The 17,991-nt window shown below is 46.9% G+C and carries 16 protein-coding genes; 6 read left to right on the top strand and 10 right to left on the bottom strand.

Translation table 11 applies throughout. The features are described 5' to 3' along the window. Window positions 1-1,194, top strand: a complete 1,194-nt coding sequence (locus ICN43_RS10670) for a fatty acid desaturase (RefSeq protein WP_216199633.1) — start codon at window positions 1-3, stop codon at window positions 1,192-1,194. Window positions 1,195-1,294: 100 nt separating this feature from the next. On the opposite strand, the gene rpmG is transcribed toward ICN43_RS10670, so the two are convergent. The 3 genes from rpmG to radC all read right to left on the bottom strand — a co-directional run bounded on the left by rpmG (window position 1,295) and on the right by radC (window position 2,547). After that, on the bottom strand, window positions 1,295-1,462 hold the full coding sequence (gene rpmG, locus ICN43_RS10665; protein ID WP_015421876.1) for a 50S ribosomal protein L33: 168 nt from the start codon (window positions 1,460-1,462) through the stop codon (window positions 1,295-1,297). 11 nt (window positions 1,463-1,473) lie between these two features. Then, entirely contained in the window at window positions 1,474-1,707 is a 234-nt protein-coding gene (gene rpmB, locus ICN43_RS10660; protein ID WP_011903570.1) for a 50S ribosomal protein L28, read from the bottom strand. A 144-nt stretch (window positions 1,708-1,851) separates the two neighbouring features. Then, complete coding sequence (radC, locus tag ICN43_RS10655; protein ID WP_216199631.1) at window positions 1,852-2,547, bottom strand: DNA repair protein RadC; 696 nt, start codon at window positions 2,545-2,547, stop codon at window positions 1,852-1,854. 30 nt (window positions 2,548-2,577) lie between these two features. Here radC and ICN43_RS10650 point away from each other — a divergent pair, with 30 nt between their 5' ends. Together ICN43_RS10650 and ispH are read left to right on the top strand one after the other, a co-directional pair. Next, window positions 2,578-3,024 (top strand): peptidylprolyl isomerase, encoded by a 447-nt coding sequence (locus ICN43_RS10650; RefSeq protein WP_216199629.1) that lies wholly within the window; start codon window positions 2,578-2,580, stop codon window positions 3,022-3,024. After that, window positions 3,025-3,993, top strand: a complete 969-nt coding sequence (gene ispH, locus ICN43_RS10645) for a 4-hydroxy-3-methylbut-2-enyl diphosphate reductase (protein ID WP_216199628.1) — start codon at window positions 3,025-3,027, stop codon at window positions 3,991-3,993. It abuts the gene before it with no gap. Window positions 3,994-4,047: 54 nt separating this feature from the next. On the opposite strand, the gene ICN43_RS10640 is transcribed toward ispH, so the two are convergent. Together ICN43_RS10640 and ICN43_RS10635 are read right to left on the bottom strand one after the other, a co-directional pair. After that, a complete protein-coding gene (locus ICN43_RS10640) occupies window positions 4,048-5,241 on the bottom strand; it encodes an acetylornithine transaminase (RefSeq protein ID WP_216199627.1) in 1,194 nt (397 codons plus the stop codon). A gap of 55 nt (window positions 5,242-5,296) precedes the next feature. Continuing rightward, window positions 5,297-6,337 carry a 2Fe-2S iron-sulfur cluster-binding protein gene (locus ICN43_RS10635; RefSeq protein WP_216199626.1) on the bottom strand — a complete coding sequence of 347 codons (1,041 nt, stop codon included), beginning with the start codon at window positions 6,335-6,337 and terminating at the stop codon, window positions 5,297-5,299. Window positions 6,338-6,373: 36 nt separating this feature from the next. Between ICN43_RS10635 and ICN43_RS10630 the strand changes: the two genes are divergently transcribed. After that, entirely contained in the window at window positions 6,374-7,261 is an 888-nt protein-coding gene (locus ICN43_RS10630; protein WP_216199625.1) for an SDR family oxidoreductase, read from the top strand. Here ICN43_RS10630 and ICN43_RS10625 read toward each other — a convergent pair. From ICN43_RS10625 to ICN43_RS10615, 3 genes are all read right to left on the bottom strand, one after another. Beyond that, window positions 7,242-9,014, bottom strand: a complete 1,773-nt coding sequence (locus ICN43_RS10625) for a glutamine--tRNA ligase/YqeY domain fusion protein (RefSeq protein ID WP_216199624.1) — start codon at window positions 9,012-9,014, stop codon at window positions 7,242-7,244. The genes ICN43_RS10630 and ICN43_RS10625 overlap by 20 nt on opposite strands. An 84-nt stretch (window positions 9,015-9,098) precedes the next feature. After that, complete coding sequence (locus ICN43_RS10620; RefSeq protein ID WP_216199623.1) at window positions 9,099-10,601, bottom strand: tripartite tricarboxylate transporter permease; 1,503 nt, start codon at window positions 10,599-10,601, stop codon at window positions 9,099-9,101. 17 nt (window positions 10,602-10,618) lie between these two features. After that, on the bottom strand, window positions 10,619-11,080 hold the full coding sequence (locus ICN43_RS10615) for a tripartite tricarboxylate transporter TctB family protein (RefSeq protein ID WP_216199622.1): 462 nt from the start codon (window positions 11,078-11,080) through the stop codon (window positions 10,619-10,621). A gap of 126 nt (window positions 11,081-11,206) precedes the next feature. On the opposite strand from ICN43_RS10615, the gene alaS reads away from it, so the two are divergent. After that, complete coding sequence (alaS, locus tag ICN43_RS10610) at window positions 11,207-13,831, top strand: alanine--tRNA ligase (protein ID WP_216199621.1); 2,625 nt, start codon at window positions 11,207-11,209, stop codon at window positions 13,829-13,831. A gap of 8 nt (window positions 13,832-13,839) precedes the next feature. Beyond that, entirely contained in the window at window positions 13,840-14,067 is a 228-nt protein-coding gene (locus tag ICN43_RS10605; protein WP_216200081.1) for a sulfurtransferase TusA family protein, read from the top strand. Window positions 14,068-14,163: 96 nt separating this feature from the next. Here ICN43_RS10605 and galU read toward each other — a convergent pair whose 3' ends face one another. Next, the gene (galU, locus tag ICN43_RS10600; protein WP_216199620.1) at window positions 14,164-15,048 is read right to left on the bottom strand and encodes a UTP--glucose-1-phosphate uridylyltransferase GalU; all 885 of its coding nucleotides are present in this window, start codon (window positions 15,046-15,048) and stop codon (window positions 14,164-14,166) included. A 27-nt stretch (window positions 15,049-15,075) separates the two neighbouring features. Further along, the gene (locus ICN43_RS10595) at window positions 15,076-17,976 is read right to left on the bottom strand and encodes a valine--tRNA ligase (RefSeq protein WP_216859743.1); all 2,901 of its coding nucleotides are present in this window, start codon (window positions 17,974-17,976) and stop codon (window positions 15,076-15,078) included. Window positions 17,977-17,991 lie beyond the last annotated feature (15 nt).

Here is a 17,991-nt window from a genome sequence, read left to right as displayed (position 1 = left end):
TTGAACACAGCTTCTAATTTTGATTTATTCCTTAATTGGCTATCCCATGGCTATTTAAATTGGGCATGGTGGCAGATCCTTATTTTTACTTTGCTAGCCACTCACATCACTATTGCTAGCGTCACCATTTTTTTGCATCGTTGCCAGGCGCACCGAGCTTTGGAATTGCACCCCATCATGTCACATTTTTTCCGTTTTTGGCTATGGCTAACAACGGGCATGGTTACCAAAGAGTGGGCGGCCATTCATCGCAAACACCATGCTAAGTGTGAGACTGAAGATGATCCGCATAGCCCGCAAGTTCTGGGTATTAATACTGTGCTTTCTCGTGGTGCTGAGTTGTATAAAAAAGAGTCACACAATCAAGAGACTTTAGATAAGTTTGGCCATGGCACGCCAGATGATTGGCTCGAGCACAACATCTATTCGAAGTTTTCTTGGCAAGGTGTGGCCTTGATGTTGATCATCGACGTCATTTTGTTTGGCGCAATTGGTTTAACCGTATGGGCAGTACAAATGCTGTGGATTCCAATTACTGCCGCTGGAATTATTAATGGCATTGGTCACTACTGGGGTTATCGTAATTACGACTGCGAAGATGCCTCAAGAAATATTTTGCCTTGGGGTATTTTGATCGGTGGCGAAGAGTTGCATAACAACCACCACACCTTTGCTACAAGCGCTAAGCTCTCTAGCAAGTGGTACGAGTTTGATATTGGCTGGATGTACATTCAGATGTTGAGTGCTGTGGGCTTGGCCAAGGTGAAGAAGACTTCTCCTAAGCCAGTATTGAGTGACTTACGTCCTGCCGATCAAGGCACGCTAGAAGCTATCATCGCAAACCGTTATGAAATCATGGCCCGCTATAGCAAGACTCTGAGCGCCTTCTTTAGCAATGAGGCTCAACATATGCAGGTGTTAGCAGCTCATTTAAAAGATGTGCGCGCTTGGTTAGTCAAAGATGAATCACGTTTGACTGCAGAAGAAAAAATCAAGCTAGAGGAGTTGATGGCCAGCAATGCGCAACTGCGCAAGATGATCGAGATGCGTCGTGATTTGCAGGCAATCTGGGGTCGTTCTAATGCCACAGGCGATCAATTGGTTTCTCAGTTACATGCTTGGTGTCAGCGTGCAGAAGAAAGTGGTTTATCGAGTCTGCGTGACTTCTCTTTAAGATTACGTCGATACGCTTAAAGGATGATTTAACTTTGATCTTGGTAAAAATCAAGACAATAAAAAACCCGCTGGTGTAGCGGGTTTTTTATTTGCTGTAAATAAATATCGAGTCAATAAATTATTTGAGCTTTGTTTCTTTGTAAGCAACGTGCTTGCGAATGGTTGGATCGAATTTCATGATCTCCATTTTCTCAGGCTTTGTACGCTTGTTTTTTGAAGTTGTATAGAAGTGACCAGTACCAGCTGATGACTCTAATTTGATTTTTTCTCTGCCGCCTTTAGCCATTTGTGCGCTCCTTAAATTTCGCCACGAGCACGGAGATCAGACAACACAGCATCGATGCCGTTTTTGTCGATAACGCGCAAACCAGCATTGGTTAAGCGCAAGCTAATCCAACGGTTTTCAGATTCAACCCAGAAACGGCGATTTTGCAAATTCGGCAAAAAGCGACGCTTCGTTTTATTGTTTGCATGGGATACATTGTTGCCAACCATCGGCTTCTTCCCAGTGACTTGGCAAACTTTTGCCATGACATAACTCCATTAATTGCGAAAAAAGAAGATTGTATCAGTCTCCGGGCACTTTCATCTACCCCTAATTGACTTTAGTTTTAGGGGTGAGGTGTTTCAGCCTCGAGTATTGGTTAAAAATTGCTATTAAGTTAGTAATCACTTCTATTTAAAGTCATTTTTCATAAGACCTGCATCTGAAAATGAGAAAAAACCGCTGTCACTGACAATACAGTGATCTAAGAGCGGAATATCCACTAATCGCAAGGCTTTGGCTAGCAATTTGGTTAATTCTTGATCGGCGGGACTGGGTTCTGGGTTTCCGCTGGGATGGTTATGGGCCACGATGAGGGCGCTGGCATTCCTAGCCAGAGCCTCCTTGAGGATTTCTCGGGGGTATACAGCAGTGTGAGTCAGAGAGCCCCTAAAGAGCTCCTGGCACTCGATTAGATGCAGACGTGAGTCGAGGTATAAACAAAGGAAGACTTCGTGTGGCAGGCGCCCAAATCGGGCTTGCAAGAACTCCCTGACATAGCCTGGCGATGAGAAAACAGAGTTTTGGGAGAGGGTTTCCTCAAGGCTGCGCTTGACGAGCTCATAGGCCGCCTGAATTTGTGACCATTTGGAAATACCCATACCGTGAATCTGGGTTAACTCCTCTGCAGAGGAGGATAGTAGGCGTGGCAAGTTACCAAAATGGTGAATAAGGTCTTCAGCTAAGGCCACTGCAGTTTTCCCTTTGAAGCCAACCCGCAAAAAGATCGCAAGTAACTCAGCATCGCTGAGGGCTGACGCACCAAGATTACGAAGTTTCTCCCTAGGCTGCTCCATTTTGGGCCAATCAGTAATGGGTGAGTGCATGCTAGGGCTGGGCCTAGATACAATTACCTTATGACTAAGCTTACGGTGCTGCCCAATTCCTTCCTGACCCTGAACTATCGGCTGACTTTGCCTAGTGGGGATGATTACATCAATACTTTTATCGATCGTCCTGCCACGGTGATGATTGGTTCGGGTCAATTTGCGCCTTGTTTTGAAAAAGTATTAATCGGATTGGGTGTGGGTGAAAAGAAAAGTGCCTTACTGCCACCAGAAGAAAGTTTTGGTGAGCGCAAGGAGGAGTTAATTCAGTGGGTTTCTTTGGGTGCACTCAAGGAAGGTCGCGATGATGATGTGGAATTTAATCCTGGTGACGTAATTGAATTTAATGCGCCCGGTGGCGCCCAATATGCCGGTGTGTTGCAATCGATTAATGAAGAAGGCGCCTGGTTTGATTTCAATCACCCGCTTGCTGGAAGGGCTGTCACCTTCGAAGCTGAAATTATTGCAATTCTCTAAATGATGAATAAGCAAATATCTTCGCACACTGCTACGCAAGACGTCCCAGAAATCGTGATGGCGCAGCCCCGCGGCTTTTGTGCCGGCGTTGATCGTGCAATCAATATTGTGAATGAAGCACTGACGCGTTTTGGCGCACCAATTTATGTGCGCCATGAAATTGTTCACAACGCCTATGTTGTCAATGGTCTGCGTGAAAAGGGTGCTGTGTTTGTCGAGGAATTGCATGAAGTTCCCAAAGGCGGCATCGTCGTGTTTAGTGCCCATGGTGTTTCTCAGGAGGTACGTCAGGATGCAGAGGCGCGCGGACTGCAGGTGTATGACGCTACATGCCCTTTGGTTACTAAAGTACATCTTGAGGTCGTCAAGATGTGTAAGGATGGTTTTACAGTTCTGATGATTGGCCATGCTGGACATCCAGAGGTTGAGGGTACGATGGGACAAGTCAAGGAAGGTGTTCATCTAATTGAAAAGGTATCTGATGTTGCTAAGCTACCTTTTAGTGAAAATGAAAAACTTGCTTTTGTGACGCAAACTACACTCTCCGTAGATGAGACAAAAGAAATCGTCGATGCTTTAACTCAGCAATTTCCAAATATTGTCCGGCCTCGCAAACAAGATATTTGTTATGCAACTCAAAACCGCCAGGATGCCGTCAAATTTATGGCGCCTCAAGTGGAGATTGTGATTGTGGTGGGAAGCAAGGCAAGCTCGAACTCCAATCGTTTGCGTGAATTGGCTGAAAAACTGGGTGTACCGGCTTACATGGTTGATGCACCAGAACAGCTTGAGGCTGAATGGTTTGTTGGTAAAAGGCGAGTGGGTCTCACTGCAGGTGCATCAGCCCCAGAAAGTCTAGCGCTCTCGATTGTGAAAAAGATTCAAGAGTTTGGGCCACGCAGCATTCGTAACTTAGAGGGCGTGGTTGAGGATGTCACCTTTTCACTGCCAAAGAATTTAGTTGGCTAACTACAAAAAATAAAGGAGCTTAAGGCTCCTTTATGACATTCCATCTGATTGCTTTTATGCAACTTGCTTGAGTAACTCTCTCAAGATATTGCACATCTGAAGAATTTCGTCATCGGAAACATTGAGTGCTGGCATAAAGCGCAACAGATTAGGTCTTGGTGAATTAATCAGCAAGCCTTCTGGACCTCTATCGCGAGCTAGCTCAACCAGTTTGCCACCAACATCACTATTCAATATAAGGGCGCGCAACAAGCCTTCGCCACGTTCACCATTGAGGTTAAATTCTGCGGATATAGAAAGCAATTCTTTGCTTAGCAACTCACCCTTAGCGCGGACTGCATCTAAAAATCCTGGTGCCAATAATTGCTCGATGACACTAATACCTACTGCAGTCATGAGTGGGTTACCGTTATAGGTGCCACCTTGATCGCCTGGCACAAAACAAGCAACTGCATCAGTTGCCATCAGGGCTGCCAAAGGAACGCCACCACCAATACCTTTACCTAAAGTCATGATGTCTGGTTCGATGGCGTAATGCTGATAGGCAAAGAGTTGCCCGGTCCGACCACAGCCTGCCTGGACTTCATCTACGATCAGCAGGATGTTGTTTTCTTTGGTGAATTTACGCAAGCCTTGCATAAATTCTTTAGTGGTGGGAATGACGCCGCCTTCACCTTGAACTGGCTCTAGCATGACCGCAACCGTTTTATCTGTCACTAGTCTTTTGACAGAATCCAAATCATTCAAATCCGCCTTGAGAAAGCCAGAAACTTGCGGGGCAAACATAGTGTCCCAGCCCGGCTTGCCTGATGCACTCATGGTTGCTATGGTGCGACCATGAAAACTGTGATCAAAAGTAATAATTTCAAAGGCACCAGATTTATTAAGCTGCCCCCATTTGCGCGCTAGCTTGATGGCACCCTCATTAGCTTCCGCCCCGCTATTGGCAAAAAATACTTTGTTAAAGCAGCTATTTTGGGTCAGAAGATTCGATAGGCGAATCATCGGTTCGTTGTAGAACGCCGGACTCGGATTAATCAGTTTCTTCGCTTGCGTATTGAGTGCCTCAATCATGCCAGGGTTGCTATGTCCTAGGCAGTTCACAGCCCAGCCCTGTAAGAAATCCAAGTAACGCTTGCCGTTGTTATCAGTCAGCCATGAGCCTTTACCTTCAACCATTGCCAACTCTGGCCGTGGGGTAATAAACATCACTGAGTGGGCATCTAAGGATTGGGCTGGCTTATTCATATCGTATGCAGAGGAAGATCAAATGAGTATTCTATTATCGCGCTTAGTGGCAGAGTTAGTTTATTGCGAGATCAGCAGCGCTAGTAAAAGAGTCTGCAAAAAATTCTTCCTCAGGTAGGCGACAAAGGGATAAAAAGTCCTGGCGGGCTGCATTGACCATAGCGGGGGCACCGCAGGCATAAACCTGATAGGGGCTCATGTCAGGATGGTCGGTCATCACAGCTTGATGAACAAAGCCTGTTCGACCAGTCCATTGGTCCTCTGGGAGAGCGTCCGAAATAACTGGGATGTATTTGAAGTCTGGAATATCCCTTGCCCATGATTGACAAAGTGTCTGAAGGTAGAGGTCGCTTGGGCGTCGCCCTCCCCAGTAAAGATAAATCGGGCGCGTAATCTTTTTGATCTGCATTTGCTCGATGATCGATTTGATGGGAGCAAAGCCGGTACCCGCTGCAACAAAAATGATGGGCTTCTTGGAGTCTTCCCTTAGAAAAAAACTGCCTAATGGACCTTCAAAACGCAGGATATCTTTTTCCTTTAACACGGGATCTTTTACGCCAAAAACAAAGTCGGTAAAGCGGCCGCCTGGTAAATGGCGAATGTGTAAATCGATTGGACCCTCTTGATCGGGTGCGTTAGCGATAGAGTAGGCGCGGCGCTGCCCATCTTTGAGTAAGAACTCTAAATACTGCCCCGCCAGAAACTGAAAGCGCTCCGCAGCTGGTAATTGCAATTGAAGAATCGCCACATCCGCAGTGGGTTTGGAGATGGTATTCACGCGACAAGGCACCTTTCGAATCGCCATATCGCCAGCTACTTGAACTTCACGTCCCTCAATCAGAAGGTCTGATTGAGGGAGCGCACAGCAAAACAAGGTGCCGCCAGCAGCTTCATCTTTCGGAGTTAAAGCAGTAGCACTATGTTGGCCGTGTTCCACTATGCCTTCTAGAATCTTGCCTTTACAGGATCCACAGGCGCCATTTTTGCAGCCATAAGGTAGGGTAATGCCTTGTTGTAGTGCCGCCTCCAGAATAGTCTGGTCCTTCTGGACAGTAAATTGTTTGCCGCTCGCCTTGAGCGTGACTTGGTAAGACACTCTCATTCCTTTCAATAAATCGTTACGATATAAGCTATGCAATCTTTCAGTAAACCTCGAATCCTGATCATCGGCTGTGGTGACATTGGCCTGCGTGTTGCCAAGCAGCTTGCTCGAAGTCATCGCTTATATGCCTTAACTTCCCAGAAAACTCGTTTTCAGGAGTTGAGAGCGGTTGGCGCGATTCCAATTTTGGGGGATCTGGACAAGCCTGATAGCTTGTGGCGCTTAAGTAGCCTGGCTCAAACTGTGATTCACTTGGCGCCACCCCAAAATACAGGTCATCGTGATTGCCGAACTCGCAACCTTCTTCGAATTTTAGCCCAACGCCCTAATACTGTTAGCCGCCTGGTTTATGTGAGCACTACGGGAGTTTATGGGGATCATGCAGGCGGTAAGGTAAGCGAGGTGACTCCAGTTAACCCTCAAAGTGAGCGAGCCAAGCGCAGGGTGGATGCAGAAAATTATCTCCGTCTTTGGGCTCCAGCCCATGGAGTCGCACTTACCATCCTGCGAGTTCCAGGTATTTATGCTGCCGACCGATTACCAGTTGAGCGCATACAGGCCAGAACACCCACCTTAAATCCAGCTGAGGATGCTTACTCAAACCACATACAGAGTGATGATTTGGCGAGATTGGTTTGTGCTGCCGTCTATCACGGTAAGCCACAGCGTGTGATTAATGCCTGTGACGGCGGTGAAAGCAAGATGGGCGATTATTTTGACGAAGTCGCTGATGCATTTGGTTTAGAGCGACCACCCAGAATGCCAGCCGAGGAGTTGGAGAAAATCGTATCCCCAATGCTGTGGTCATTTATGCGGGAGTCAAGGCGTGTAACAAATGAACGACTGGCAGAACTAAAAACTCCACTACGCTATCCCAGCGTGGCAGAGTTTCTAAAAACTATTTCCAAGAATCCTTAAGTCCGACTGTACGATTAAATACGGGCTGACCTGGTTTGGAATCGCTTTGGTCTGCAACAAAGTAACCATGGCGCTCAAACTGGAAGCGATCCTCCGCCTTAGCATCTTTCATACAGGGCTCTAAGTACGCGGTAATGGTTTGCTTAGAGTTGGGATTGATTGCATCAAGGAAATTCTTGTCACCACTATCTGGATGTGGATCATTAAATAAATGATCATAGAGGCGAACTTGCGCTGGTATAGCCTCTACTACGCTAAGCCAATGAATGTTGCCCTTCACCTTGTAATTGTTGGAGCCAGGAGTGCCGCTTTTGCTATCTGCAAAGTGAGTCGCATTAACTTGAATCACATTGCCATCAGCATCTACTTCAAATCCGGTGCACTCAATGACAAAACCGTACCGCAAACGCACTCGTCCTCCGGGCTGATCACCAATTGGTGGGTAGAGTCTGAAGAACCCCTTGATAGGTTCTTGCATAAAGTCATCTTCTTCAATCCACAATTCTTTTGTGAAATGAAACTCACGATTACCCCAATCAGGATGCTGCGGATGGCGTGGCGCTGAGCAAGGTTCACTCGCCGATATATCAAAGTTGTCAATCACTAGCTTAAGTGGCTTGAGGACAGCAGTAGCCCGTGGAGCCTTGGCTTCAAGATCATCCCGGAGGGCTTGATCCAGAGTGCTCATATCAATCCAACTATCGGCTTTAGAAACGCCAATACGTTCGCAGAATAAACGAATACTCTCTGGCGTATACCCTCTGCGACGGATACCAACGAGGGTTGGCATCCTTGGATCATCCCAGCCATCGACCTGTTTTTCTTCTACTAATTGCAGCAGCTTGCGCTTGCTAGTGATGGTGTAGGTTAAATTCAGGCGAGCAAATTCGTACTGATGTGGCACGGGATTTTTAAAGACCCCCAGCTCTGCTAATGAGGCAACAATCCAATCGTAGAGAGGACGGTTATTTTCAAACTCGAGCGTACAAATAGAATGCGAAACATTTTCCAGGGCATCAGAAATGCAGTGCGTGAAATCATATAGAGGATAGATACACCATTTGCTACCAGTTCGGTGGTGATCTGTGTGACGAATTCGATAGATCACAGGATCACGCATCACAATATTGGGATGCGCCATATCAATTTTCAGGCGCAGAACATGTTCGCCATCTTTATATTTACCATCACGCATCTGACGGAACAAGGCAAGATTCTCATCGGCGGTGCGATTGCGATAAGGACTATTTTTTCCAGCTTGACCAAAGTTACCGCGATTGGTGTGAATGTCATCCGCACTCTGACTATCCACATACGCTTTGCCATTCTGAATCAGAATTTCCGCAAACTCATAGAGTTGATCAAAGTAATCACTTGCGTGATAAAGGTGAGTACCCCAATCAAAACCTAGCCATTTGACCGCATCCAAAATGCTGTCAGCATATTCAACATCCTCTTTGACGGGATTGGTGTCGTCTAGTCGCATATTGCAACGTGCACCCCCAGTTTGATTGTTGTAATCAGCAGCTAGGCCAAAGTTGAGGCAAATACTTTTGGCGTGACCAATATGGAGATAGCCGTTAGGCTCAGGGGGAAAGCGTGTAATGATAGAGGGGATAGCTTGGCCATCACGATTGCTGCGGGATTGGTAGGCGCCACTTGCTAGGTCGTGATCAATGATCTGGCGTAAAAAGTTAGAGGGCTCAGCAGCAGTGCTGGCAGGCGATTTGGTAGGTTTGCTATCTTGGGACATGCGCCCATTGTAGAGAAAAGCCCCGTCTATAAAGAAAAAAGCCCGCAAACTGCTGCGGGCTCGTTTTTGGGAAGCATTCGAGAGTTAATCTTCTACGAAAGCCTCTTCACGGGTTTTCTTAACGGCCGGTAGGGCAACGATCACGACCAAAAGGGCTGCAGCGATCAGCAAACCTAAGGACAGTGGGCGGGTTAAGAAGGTAGTGAAATCACCACGGGATAGCAATAGGGCGCGGCGGAAGTTCTCTTCCATCATTGGCCCAAGAACGAAGCCAAGGAGTAATGGAGGAGGTTCGCAACCTAGTTTAAAGAAGATGTAACCAATAATACCGAAAGCGGCGGTTACATAAACGTCAAACACGGTATTGTTCACGGTATACACACCAATACAGCAGAACACTAGAATCGCTGGATAGAGGAGGCGGTAAGGAATTTTTAATAGCTTGATCCAGATGCCAATCAAAGGCAAATTCAACAGGATCAACATCACGTTACCAATCCACATGGATGCAATCAGACCCCAGAAAAGGGATGGATTGCTTGTCATCACTTGTGGACCAGGCTGAATATTATGAATGGTCATCGCACCAACCATCAAAGCCATCACAGCATTTGGTGGAATACCTAAGGTCAGCAATGGGATAAATGAGGTTTGAGAAGCAGCATTATTCGCTGACTCTGGACCTGCAACACCCTCAATTGCACCTTTACCAAACTCATGGCTGTACTTGGAAGATTTTTTCTCTACAGAGTAGGCACCAAAGGCTGCCAAAGCTGCGCCACCACCAGGCAGAATGCCCAAGACTGAACCAATTGTTGTGCCACGCAAGATAGATGGAATCATGCGCTTGATATCTTGTTTGGTTGGGATCATGGTGGTCACCTTGTTCAGGAAGCCCTCATCATCAGCTTTCTTCTCAAGGTTGTTCATGATTTCAGCGAAACCAAATACACCCATCGCCACAGAAACGAAGCCAATACCGTCACTCAACTCAGGTACATCGAAAGCATAACGTGACACTCCAGAATTGACGTCAGTACCAATTAAGCCCATCAAGAGGCCTAGGATGATCATGCCGATTGCCTTGATCAAAGAGCCGGATGCTAAAACCACGGCGCCAATTAAACCCAGAACCATGAGAGAGAAGTACTCCGCTGGACCAAACTTAAAGGCTAGCTGTGACAGTGGGGCTGCAAATGCAGCCAAAATCAATGTAGCAACGCAACCCGCAAAGAATGAACCCATACCGGCAGTAAATAGGGCAACACCACCGCGACCATTCTTGGCCATCTGGTAACCGTCAATTGCCGTGACCACCGAGGACGTTTCTCCTGGGATATTTAGCAAAATCGCTGTTGTTGAGCCACCGTACTGGGAGCCGTAGTAAATACCAGCCAACATAATTAAAGCGGCAATTGGGGGCAATGCATAGGTTGCTGGTAAAAGCATGGCGATCGTAGCAACTGGCCCAAGACCAGGAAGCACGCCAATTAAAGTTCCGAGAACGCAACCAATAAAGCAATACAGTAGGTTTTGGAGCGTAAACGCCGTCTCAAAACCGAGAGATAAATTAGCAAATAATTCCATTTTTCAGTGTCCCGATTTTATTGTTGTAGGAAGAATGGTAGGAGGGGGAACTGAAGCTTTAGACCTATCACAAATACGGAGTAGGTAAAGGCAATCAGAACCACAGCATTAATTAGCGCTACTTTCCAGCTAAATTCCTTGCTAGCGCTAGAGGCGATCATGACCAGAACTAAAACAGCAACAATAAACCCCATTTTTGGTAGGAGTAATCCGTACAGGATGATTGAGCCAGTAATGAGACCGATGACTTTAAAGTTGAATTTAGGAATTGCCTCAATTGTGGCTTTTGCTCCCAGGGATCTGACCAAAACTAGTAGGCCCATAGCAGCCATTAACATACCGAGCCAGAAAGGGAAATAACCTGGCCCCATCTTGGCTGCAGTGCCGTACTGGTATTTTGTTGCCACGCCGGCAAAAAATAAGCCAATGAGCATATACATAACCCCGGCGCCAAAATCTCGTTGATTACGAATTTTCAAGTTGAGCTCCTTATCGTATCGACTTTGAAGTCGATCTATTTATTGATGTTGAGGGATTGTAAGGCAGAATTGTGCAGGATTACATAGGTTTTGCCCCCAACAAGTGCCAATGCGATAATTATTCTCATGAAAGTCTCCCAAATTCGCCAGGCATACCTGGACTACTTCGCCCAAAATGGCCACCAAATCGTCCCCTCTAGCCCCGTGGTGCCTGGGGATGACCCTACCCTGCTCTTTACCAATGCGGGGATGAACCAGTTTAAGGACGTCTTTTTGGGCTTTGATAAGCGCCCTTATAGCCGCGCAACTACCGCCCAAAAATGTATCCGAGCGGGCGGGAAGCACAATGATTTGGATAATGTTGGCTACACAGCCCGTCATCACACCTTCTTTGAGATGCTGGGTAACTTCTCTTTTGGTGATTACTTTAAGAAAGATGCTATTCAATTCGCCTGGGGTTTGTTGACCGAAGTCTTCAAATTACCAGAAGAAAGGCTGCTAGTAACCGTTTACGCTGAAGATGATGAGGCTTACGAGATTTGGAATAAGCACATTGGCGTGCCTGCCGAGCGCATTATTCGTATCGGCGATAACAAGGGCGCACGTTACGCTTCAGATAACTTTTGGATGATGGGTGACACCGGTCCATGTGGCCCTTGTACCGAAATTTTCTACGACCACGGCCCGCACATTGCTGGCGGCCCTCCTGGGAGTCCGGATGAAGATGGTGATCGCTATATCGAGATTTGGAACAACGTATTCATGCAGTTCAATCGCGATGAGGCAGGCAATATGCATCCCTTGCCTAAGCCTAGTGTGGATACTGGCATGGGTCTTGAGCGTATTGCAGCTGTGCTACAGCATGTGCACTCCAACTACGAGATTGACCTCTTCGTAAACTTACTCAAAGCGGCTAAAGAAGCTGTTGATGCAGCGGGTGGCGAGAATTGCGATCCAAGCAGCCCATCGCTTAAGGTGATTGCCGATCATATTCGTGCTTGTAGTTTTATCGTGGTGGATGGCGTGATTCCAGGTAACGCTGGCCGTGGCTATGTACTGCGTCGTATTACGCGCCGCGCAATTCGTCATGGCTATAAATTGGGTGCACGCAAACCATTCTTCTATCAACTTGTTCCTGCTCTTGTCAAAGAGATGGGTCTCGCTTATCCAGAGTTGCAAGCAGCAAAAGATAAGGTGAGTGATGTAATTAAACAGGAAGAAGAGCGCTTCTTTCAGACAATCGCTAATGGTATGGAAATTTTGGAGGGCGCACTTGCCGGTGGCGCCAAGACGGTTGATGGAGAAACCGCTTTCCGTTTGCATGACACCTTTGGCTTCCCATTGGATTTGACTGCGGACGTATGCCGCGAGCGCAATGTCACAGTTGATGCTGAAGGTTTTGATTTGGCGATGCAAAAGCAGCGTGATCAAGCAAGAGCGGCTGGCAAGTTCAAAGTCGCGCAGGGCTTGGAGTATTCAGGTAAGCCGACTCAGTTCCATGGTTATGACACCTTAAGGCATGAGGGCGCCAAAGTGACGGCGCTTTATATTGATGGTGCTGCCGTGTCATCTGTTAAGGCTGGCGATGCGGCAGTGGTCGTTTTAGATAACACCCCTTTCTATGCTGAATCTGGTGGGCAGGTGGGTGATAAGGGTGAGTTACGCAATGAAGTAGTGCGCTTTGCAGTTGAAGATACCTTCAAGATTCAGGCTGATGTTTTTGGTCATCAGGGTGAAATTCAAGAGGGTGAGCTGAAGGTGGGTGATGTACTCAATGCCTTAGTAGATGCTCAGCAAAGAACAGAAGTCATGCGTAACCATAGTGCTACACATATTCTGCATAAAGCATTGCGTGAGGTTTTGGGTGATCACGTACAGCAAAAAGGCTCCTTGGTTGATGCCAGTAAAACCCGTTTTGACTTTACTCACAATGCCCCTATTACTGCTGCAGAGATTCGTCGGGTAGAGGATATTGTGAATGCCGAGATTTTGGCTAATACCGCCACTTCCGGAAAAGTCATGTCATTAGATGATGCGCAAAAAACAGGCGCCATGATGCTTTTCGGTGAAAAGTATGGCGATGAAGTTCGCGTACTGGAGATCGGCACTTCTAAAGAGTTATGTGGTGGAACCCACGTAGGTCGTACTGGTGATATTGGCAGCCTGAAGATTGTTTCTGAAGGTGGTGTTGCTGCTGGTATTCGTCGTGTTGAGGCGATCACCGGTAGAAATGCCTTGAATTTCCTGCAGGGTTTAGAAGACAAGATCAATGAAGCGGCGACGATTCTCAAAACCCATCCTGGTGATTTGGTGAATCGGGTTGCACAACTCCAAGATAGTTTGCGTCAAGCTGAGCGCGAGTTAGATAAGGTCAACTCCAAACTCGCTGCTAGCCAAGGAGACGATTTGGCAACACAGGCGATTGATGTCAACGGCATCAAAGTCTTGGCTGCCCGCTTGGACGGTGCGGACTCTCAAGTCCTACGCGAGACCATGGATGCCTTGAAAACGAAGCTGAAAACAGCAGCTATTGTGCTGGCCTCCGTTCAAGGCGATAAAGTCAGTTTGATTGCCGGTGTAACTGTAGACTCGATTGCAAAAGTCAAAGCGGGTGACCTAGTGAATTTTGTTGCCCAGCAAGTAGGTGGCAAAGGTGGTGGTAAGCCAGAGATGGCGATGGCTGGTGGTACTGATCCCAGTAAATTGGCCGCTGCCTTGGCTGGTGTGAAAGATTGGGTGGCCTCTAAGTGAGTGATGCAATTGAATTTAATCTCGAGGTCGATGCCATTGGCATGAACTGCCCACTTCCGATTTTGCGCACCAAGAAAGCGCTAGCCACCATGCAGTCTGGCCAAGTTCTGAAGGTAAAGGCTACGGATGCTGGTGCGGCTCATGACTTTCCTGCATTTGCTAAGCAGACGGGTAACGAACTACTCTCTAGCACTACAGAGGGTGATGTATTGGTATTTTTCCTCAAAAGAAGATAAGGTGCTTGGGGTGTTATAACCCCTAGCTCCAAAGAGAAAAAGGCAGAAAGTGATTTCTGCTTTTTTGCTTTCTCCTGCTGGATATTTATCCAAAGCTTAGGTTAAAGAGCGACTCTTTAGATAAGCTGCAAACTCGGTACGCACTTCTGGGTGACGTAAAGCAAATTCTACTGAAGCCTTGAGGTAGCCTAGCTTGCTACCGCAGTCATAGCGAACGCCGTCATATTCATATGCGAACACAGGCTCTTCTTTAAGCAAGGAGGCAATCGCATCAGTAAGTTGGATTTCGCCGCCAGCGCCAGGTTTGAGTGTGCGAATGTGCTTAAAGATCTCCGATGAAAGGACGTACCGACCGACTACAGCTAAGTTGGATGGCGCATCTTTAGGCTGTGGCTTTTCCACAATCCCATTTAAGCGATGGATACCTTTAGATACCTCTGCTCCAGAAATAATTCCGTAAGAGCTACTTTTGGATGGATCAATTTTTTCTACTGCCAAGACCGAACCATTTTGCTCATCAAATACTTTGAGCATCTGTTTGAGTACTGGAGGTTGACCGTCAAGCAAGTCATCGGCAAGGATGATGGCAAAAGGCTCATCTCGCACTAGTTTTTCTGCGCATAAGACAGCATGACCTAAGCCAAGCGCTTCAGGCTGTCGTACGTACACACAGTCAATGTGGCTTGGTTTGACGCTACGTACAATTTCCAGCAATGCTTGCTTATTCTTTGCTTCAAGTTCTGCCTCTAATTCATAGGCTTTGTCAAAGTGATCCTCGATTGCACGCTTGCTGCGACCAGTTACAAAAATCATTTCAGTAATGCCGGCAGCAATCGCCTCTTCAACCGCATACTGAATGAGGGGCTTATCCACCACATTGAGCATTTCTTTGGGGCTAGCTTTAGTAGCTGGTAAGAAACGTGTGCCAAGGCCCGCAACAGGGAAAACAGCTTTGGTAACGGCTTTAGTGCTTAATGGCATGACGATTCCGATCGTTTTATTGCTGCTTTATTTCAGTCGCTCTAATTGTGCAACAAGCTTCTCATGATTTTGCTCAAAACCAGCAAGGCGTTGTTTTTCTTGAGCAACTACCTCCTCTGGAGCTCGAGCCACAAAGCTTTCATTGCCAAGTTTACTGCGCGCTTTCGTGATTTCATTGGCCAGGCGCTCAATTTCTTTGCCAAGACGAATTCTTTCGGCAGCGACATCTACTTCAATTTTGAGTAGTAACTTGAGATCGCCAACCAAGGCCATAGGGGCGCCAGGAGCATCTTTTTCTAGAGCAGACTCGTCATCGTAGATTTTGACTTCAGATAACTTAGCCAGTGCAGTTAAGTATGGGCTGGCCTTTTTCAAGAAATCCTCTGGACCACTAATCCAGAGAGGTACCTTAAGCGCAGGAGAGACTTGCATTTCACCGCGTAAATTGCGGCAAGCGTCCACAATCGATTTAATCTGAGCTACCCACGCTTCGCTTTGCTCATCAATCTTGTCATACTGCGCAACAGGGTAGGGCTGCAGAGCAATGCTTTGTTTATGTTGTTGCGCTAACTCTTTACCAACCTTAGGCCCAACGGTTTGCCACAGGGTTTCGGTAATAAATGGAATCAGTGGATGAGCCATGCGCAAAATAGTTTCCAAAACACGTAACAAGGTACGACGAGTAGCACGTTGCTGTGCGGTGGTGCCGGTTTGCAGTTGAACCTTGGCTAACTCAAGGTACCAATCACAATACTCATCCCACACAAACTGATAGATACTAGTAGCAATATTGTCAAAGCGATAGTTTTGGAAGCCTTTAGCAACATCAGCCTCGGTTCTTTGTAATAAAGAAACAATCCAACGATCTGCCGCTGAAAAATCGAGGTAACCTTCTGGCCCGCATTGGTTGTCACAAGGTGCAAAACCATTATCTTCATCATTGCCAGGACAGTTCATGAGCACAAAGCGCGTTGCATTCCACAGCTTGTTACAAAAGTTGCGATAACCTTCGCAACGCTTTTGGTCAAAGTTAATATTGCGTCCAAGCGATGCGAGTGAAGCAAAGGTAAAGCGTAGGGCATCCGTACCAAATGCAGGAATGCCTTCCGGGAACTCTTTTTTGGTTTTCTTGCCAATACTTTCTGCTTGCTTGGGATTCATCAAGCCTGTTGTGCGTTTCGCAACTAAGTCTTCAATCTGGATGCCGTCAATCAGGTCAATGGGGTCCAAAGTATTTCCTTTGGACTTACTCATCTTTTGACCTTCTGCATCACGTACTAAGCCGTGAACATACACAGTATTAAATGGTACCTTGCCAGTAAAATGACAAGTCATCATCACCATTCTGGCCACCCAGAAGAAGATGATGTCAAAGCCAGTTACCAATACTGAGGATGGCAAGAAGTGATTGAGTGCTGGCGTCTGTTCTGGCCAACCTAGCGAGCTAAATGGTACCAAGGCAGAGCTGAACCAAGTATCTAAAACATCAGGGTCGCGGTTGAGTTGGCCGGTATAGCCAGCAATAGTGGCTTTAGATTTAGCCTCCTCTTCAGAGCGGGCTACAAAGATCTGGCCATCATCACCATACCAAGCAGGAATTTGATGACCCCACCAGAGTTGGCGAGAGATGCACCAGTCTTGAATATTTTCTAACCACTGGGTGTATGTAGTAATCCAATTTTCTGGAACCAGCTTGATATCACCCTTAGTGACTGCATCTAATGCTGCGCCTGCAATCGAGGAGCCCGGCTGATATTGATTATCAGGGCTCGGCTTAGACATTGCCACAAACCATTGGTCGGTTAGCATCGGCTCAATAATGGTTTGAGTACGATCACCGCGCGGTACCATCAATTTATGAGGCTGAACTTTGTCTAGCAATCCGGCCGCATCTAAATCAGCAACAATTTGTTTGCGCGCTGCAAAGCGTTCAAGGCCTTGATAAGCATTCGGTGCATTCTCATTAATCTTCGCATCTAGGGTGAGGATATTAATGAGTGGTAATTGGTGCCGTTGTCCAACAGCGTAGTCATTAAAGTCGTGGGCAGGCGTCACTTTGACTACACCAGTACCAAAGGCTAAGTCCACATAGTCATCTGCAATGATCGGGATCTCGCGATTACACAGTGGTAGCTGTACTGATTTGCCAATAAGGTGTTTGTAGCGGTCGTCTTCTGGGTTAACCATGACAGCGACGTCACCTAATAAGGTCTCCGGTCGAGTAGTCGCAACAGTCAGGTATCCGGAGCTATCTGCTAAGGGGTAGCGGATGTGCCACATAGAGCCATCTTCTTCCTCACTCACTACTTCTAAATCGGATACGGCAGTTCCTAAAACCGGATCCCAGTTGACTAAACGTTTACCCCGATAAATTAACCCCTGCTCATGCAAACGAACAAATACCTCAACCACTGCTTTGGACATCTTACTGTCCATCGTGAAATATTCTTTACCCCAATCAATCGAAGCGCCTAAGCGACGAATCTGTCGAGTGATGGTGTTGCCCGAAGTTTCTTTCCACTCCCATACTTTTTCTAAGAATTTCTCGCGACCTAAGTCGTGACGAGAAATCTTCTGTGCATCGAGTTGACGTTCAACGACAATCTGCGTAGCAATACCAGCATGATCTGTGCCTGGAACCCATAAGGTATTTTTGCCAGACATGCGGGCATGACGCACCAAGCCATCCATGATGGTTTGATTAAAGGCATGACCCATGTGCAAGGTGCCCGTCACATTCGGTGGTGGCAGTTGTATCGAGAAATCTCCCTTGCCCTCATCTAGGGTGGCGTCGGCAATACCTCGGCGTTCCCATTCCGGACCCCAATAAGCTTCAATTGGGGCGGGTTCATAGGATTTGGCTAGTTCCTCTATAGAACTAGCTAATAGGGAGTCGGGTGAATTAGGGGTATTGGAAGCATTTGGCATAAGAGGCAAATTATA

Source organism: Polynucleobacter sp. UK-Mo-2m-Kol15 (genome assembly GCF_018881505.1).
Classification (GTDB): Bacteria; Pseudomonadota; Gammaproteobacteria; order Burkholderiales; family Burkholderiaceae; genus Polynucleobacter.
The sequence above is the reverse complement of the archived record's forward strand: the minus strand, read 5'-3'. Positions and strand labels throughout refer to the sequence as shown.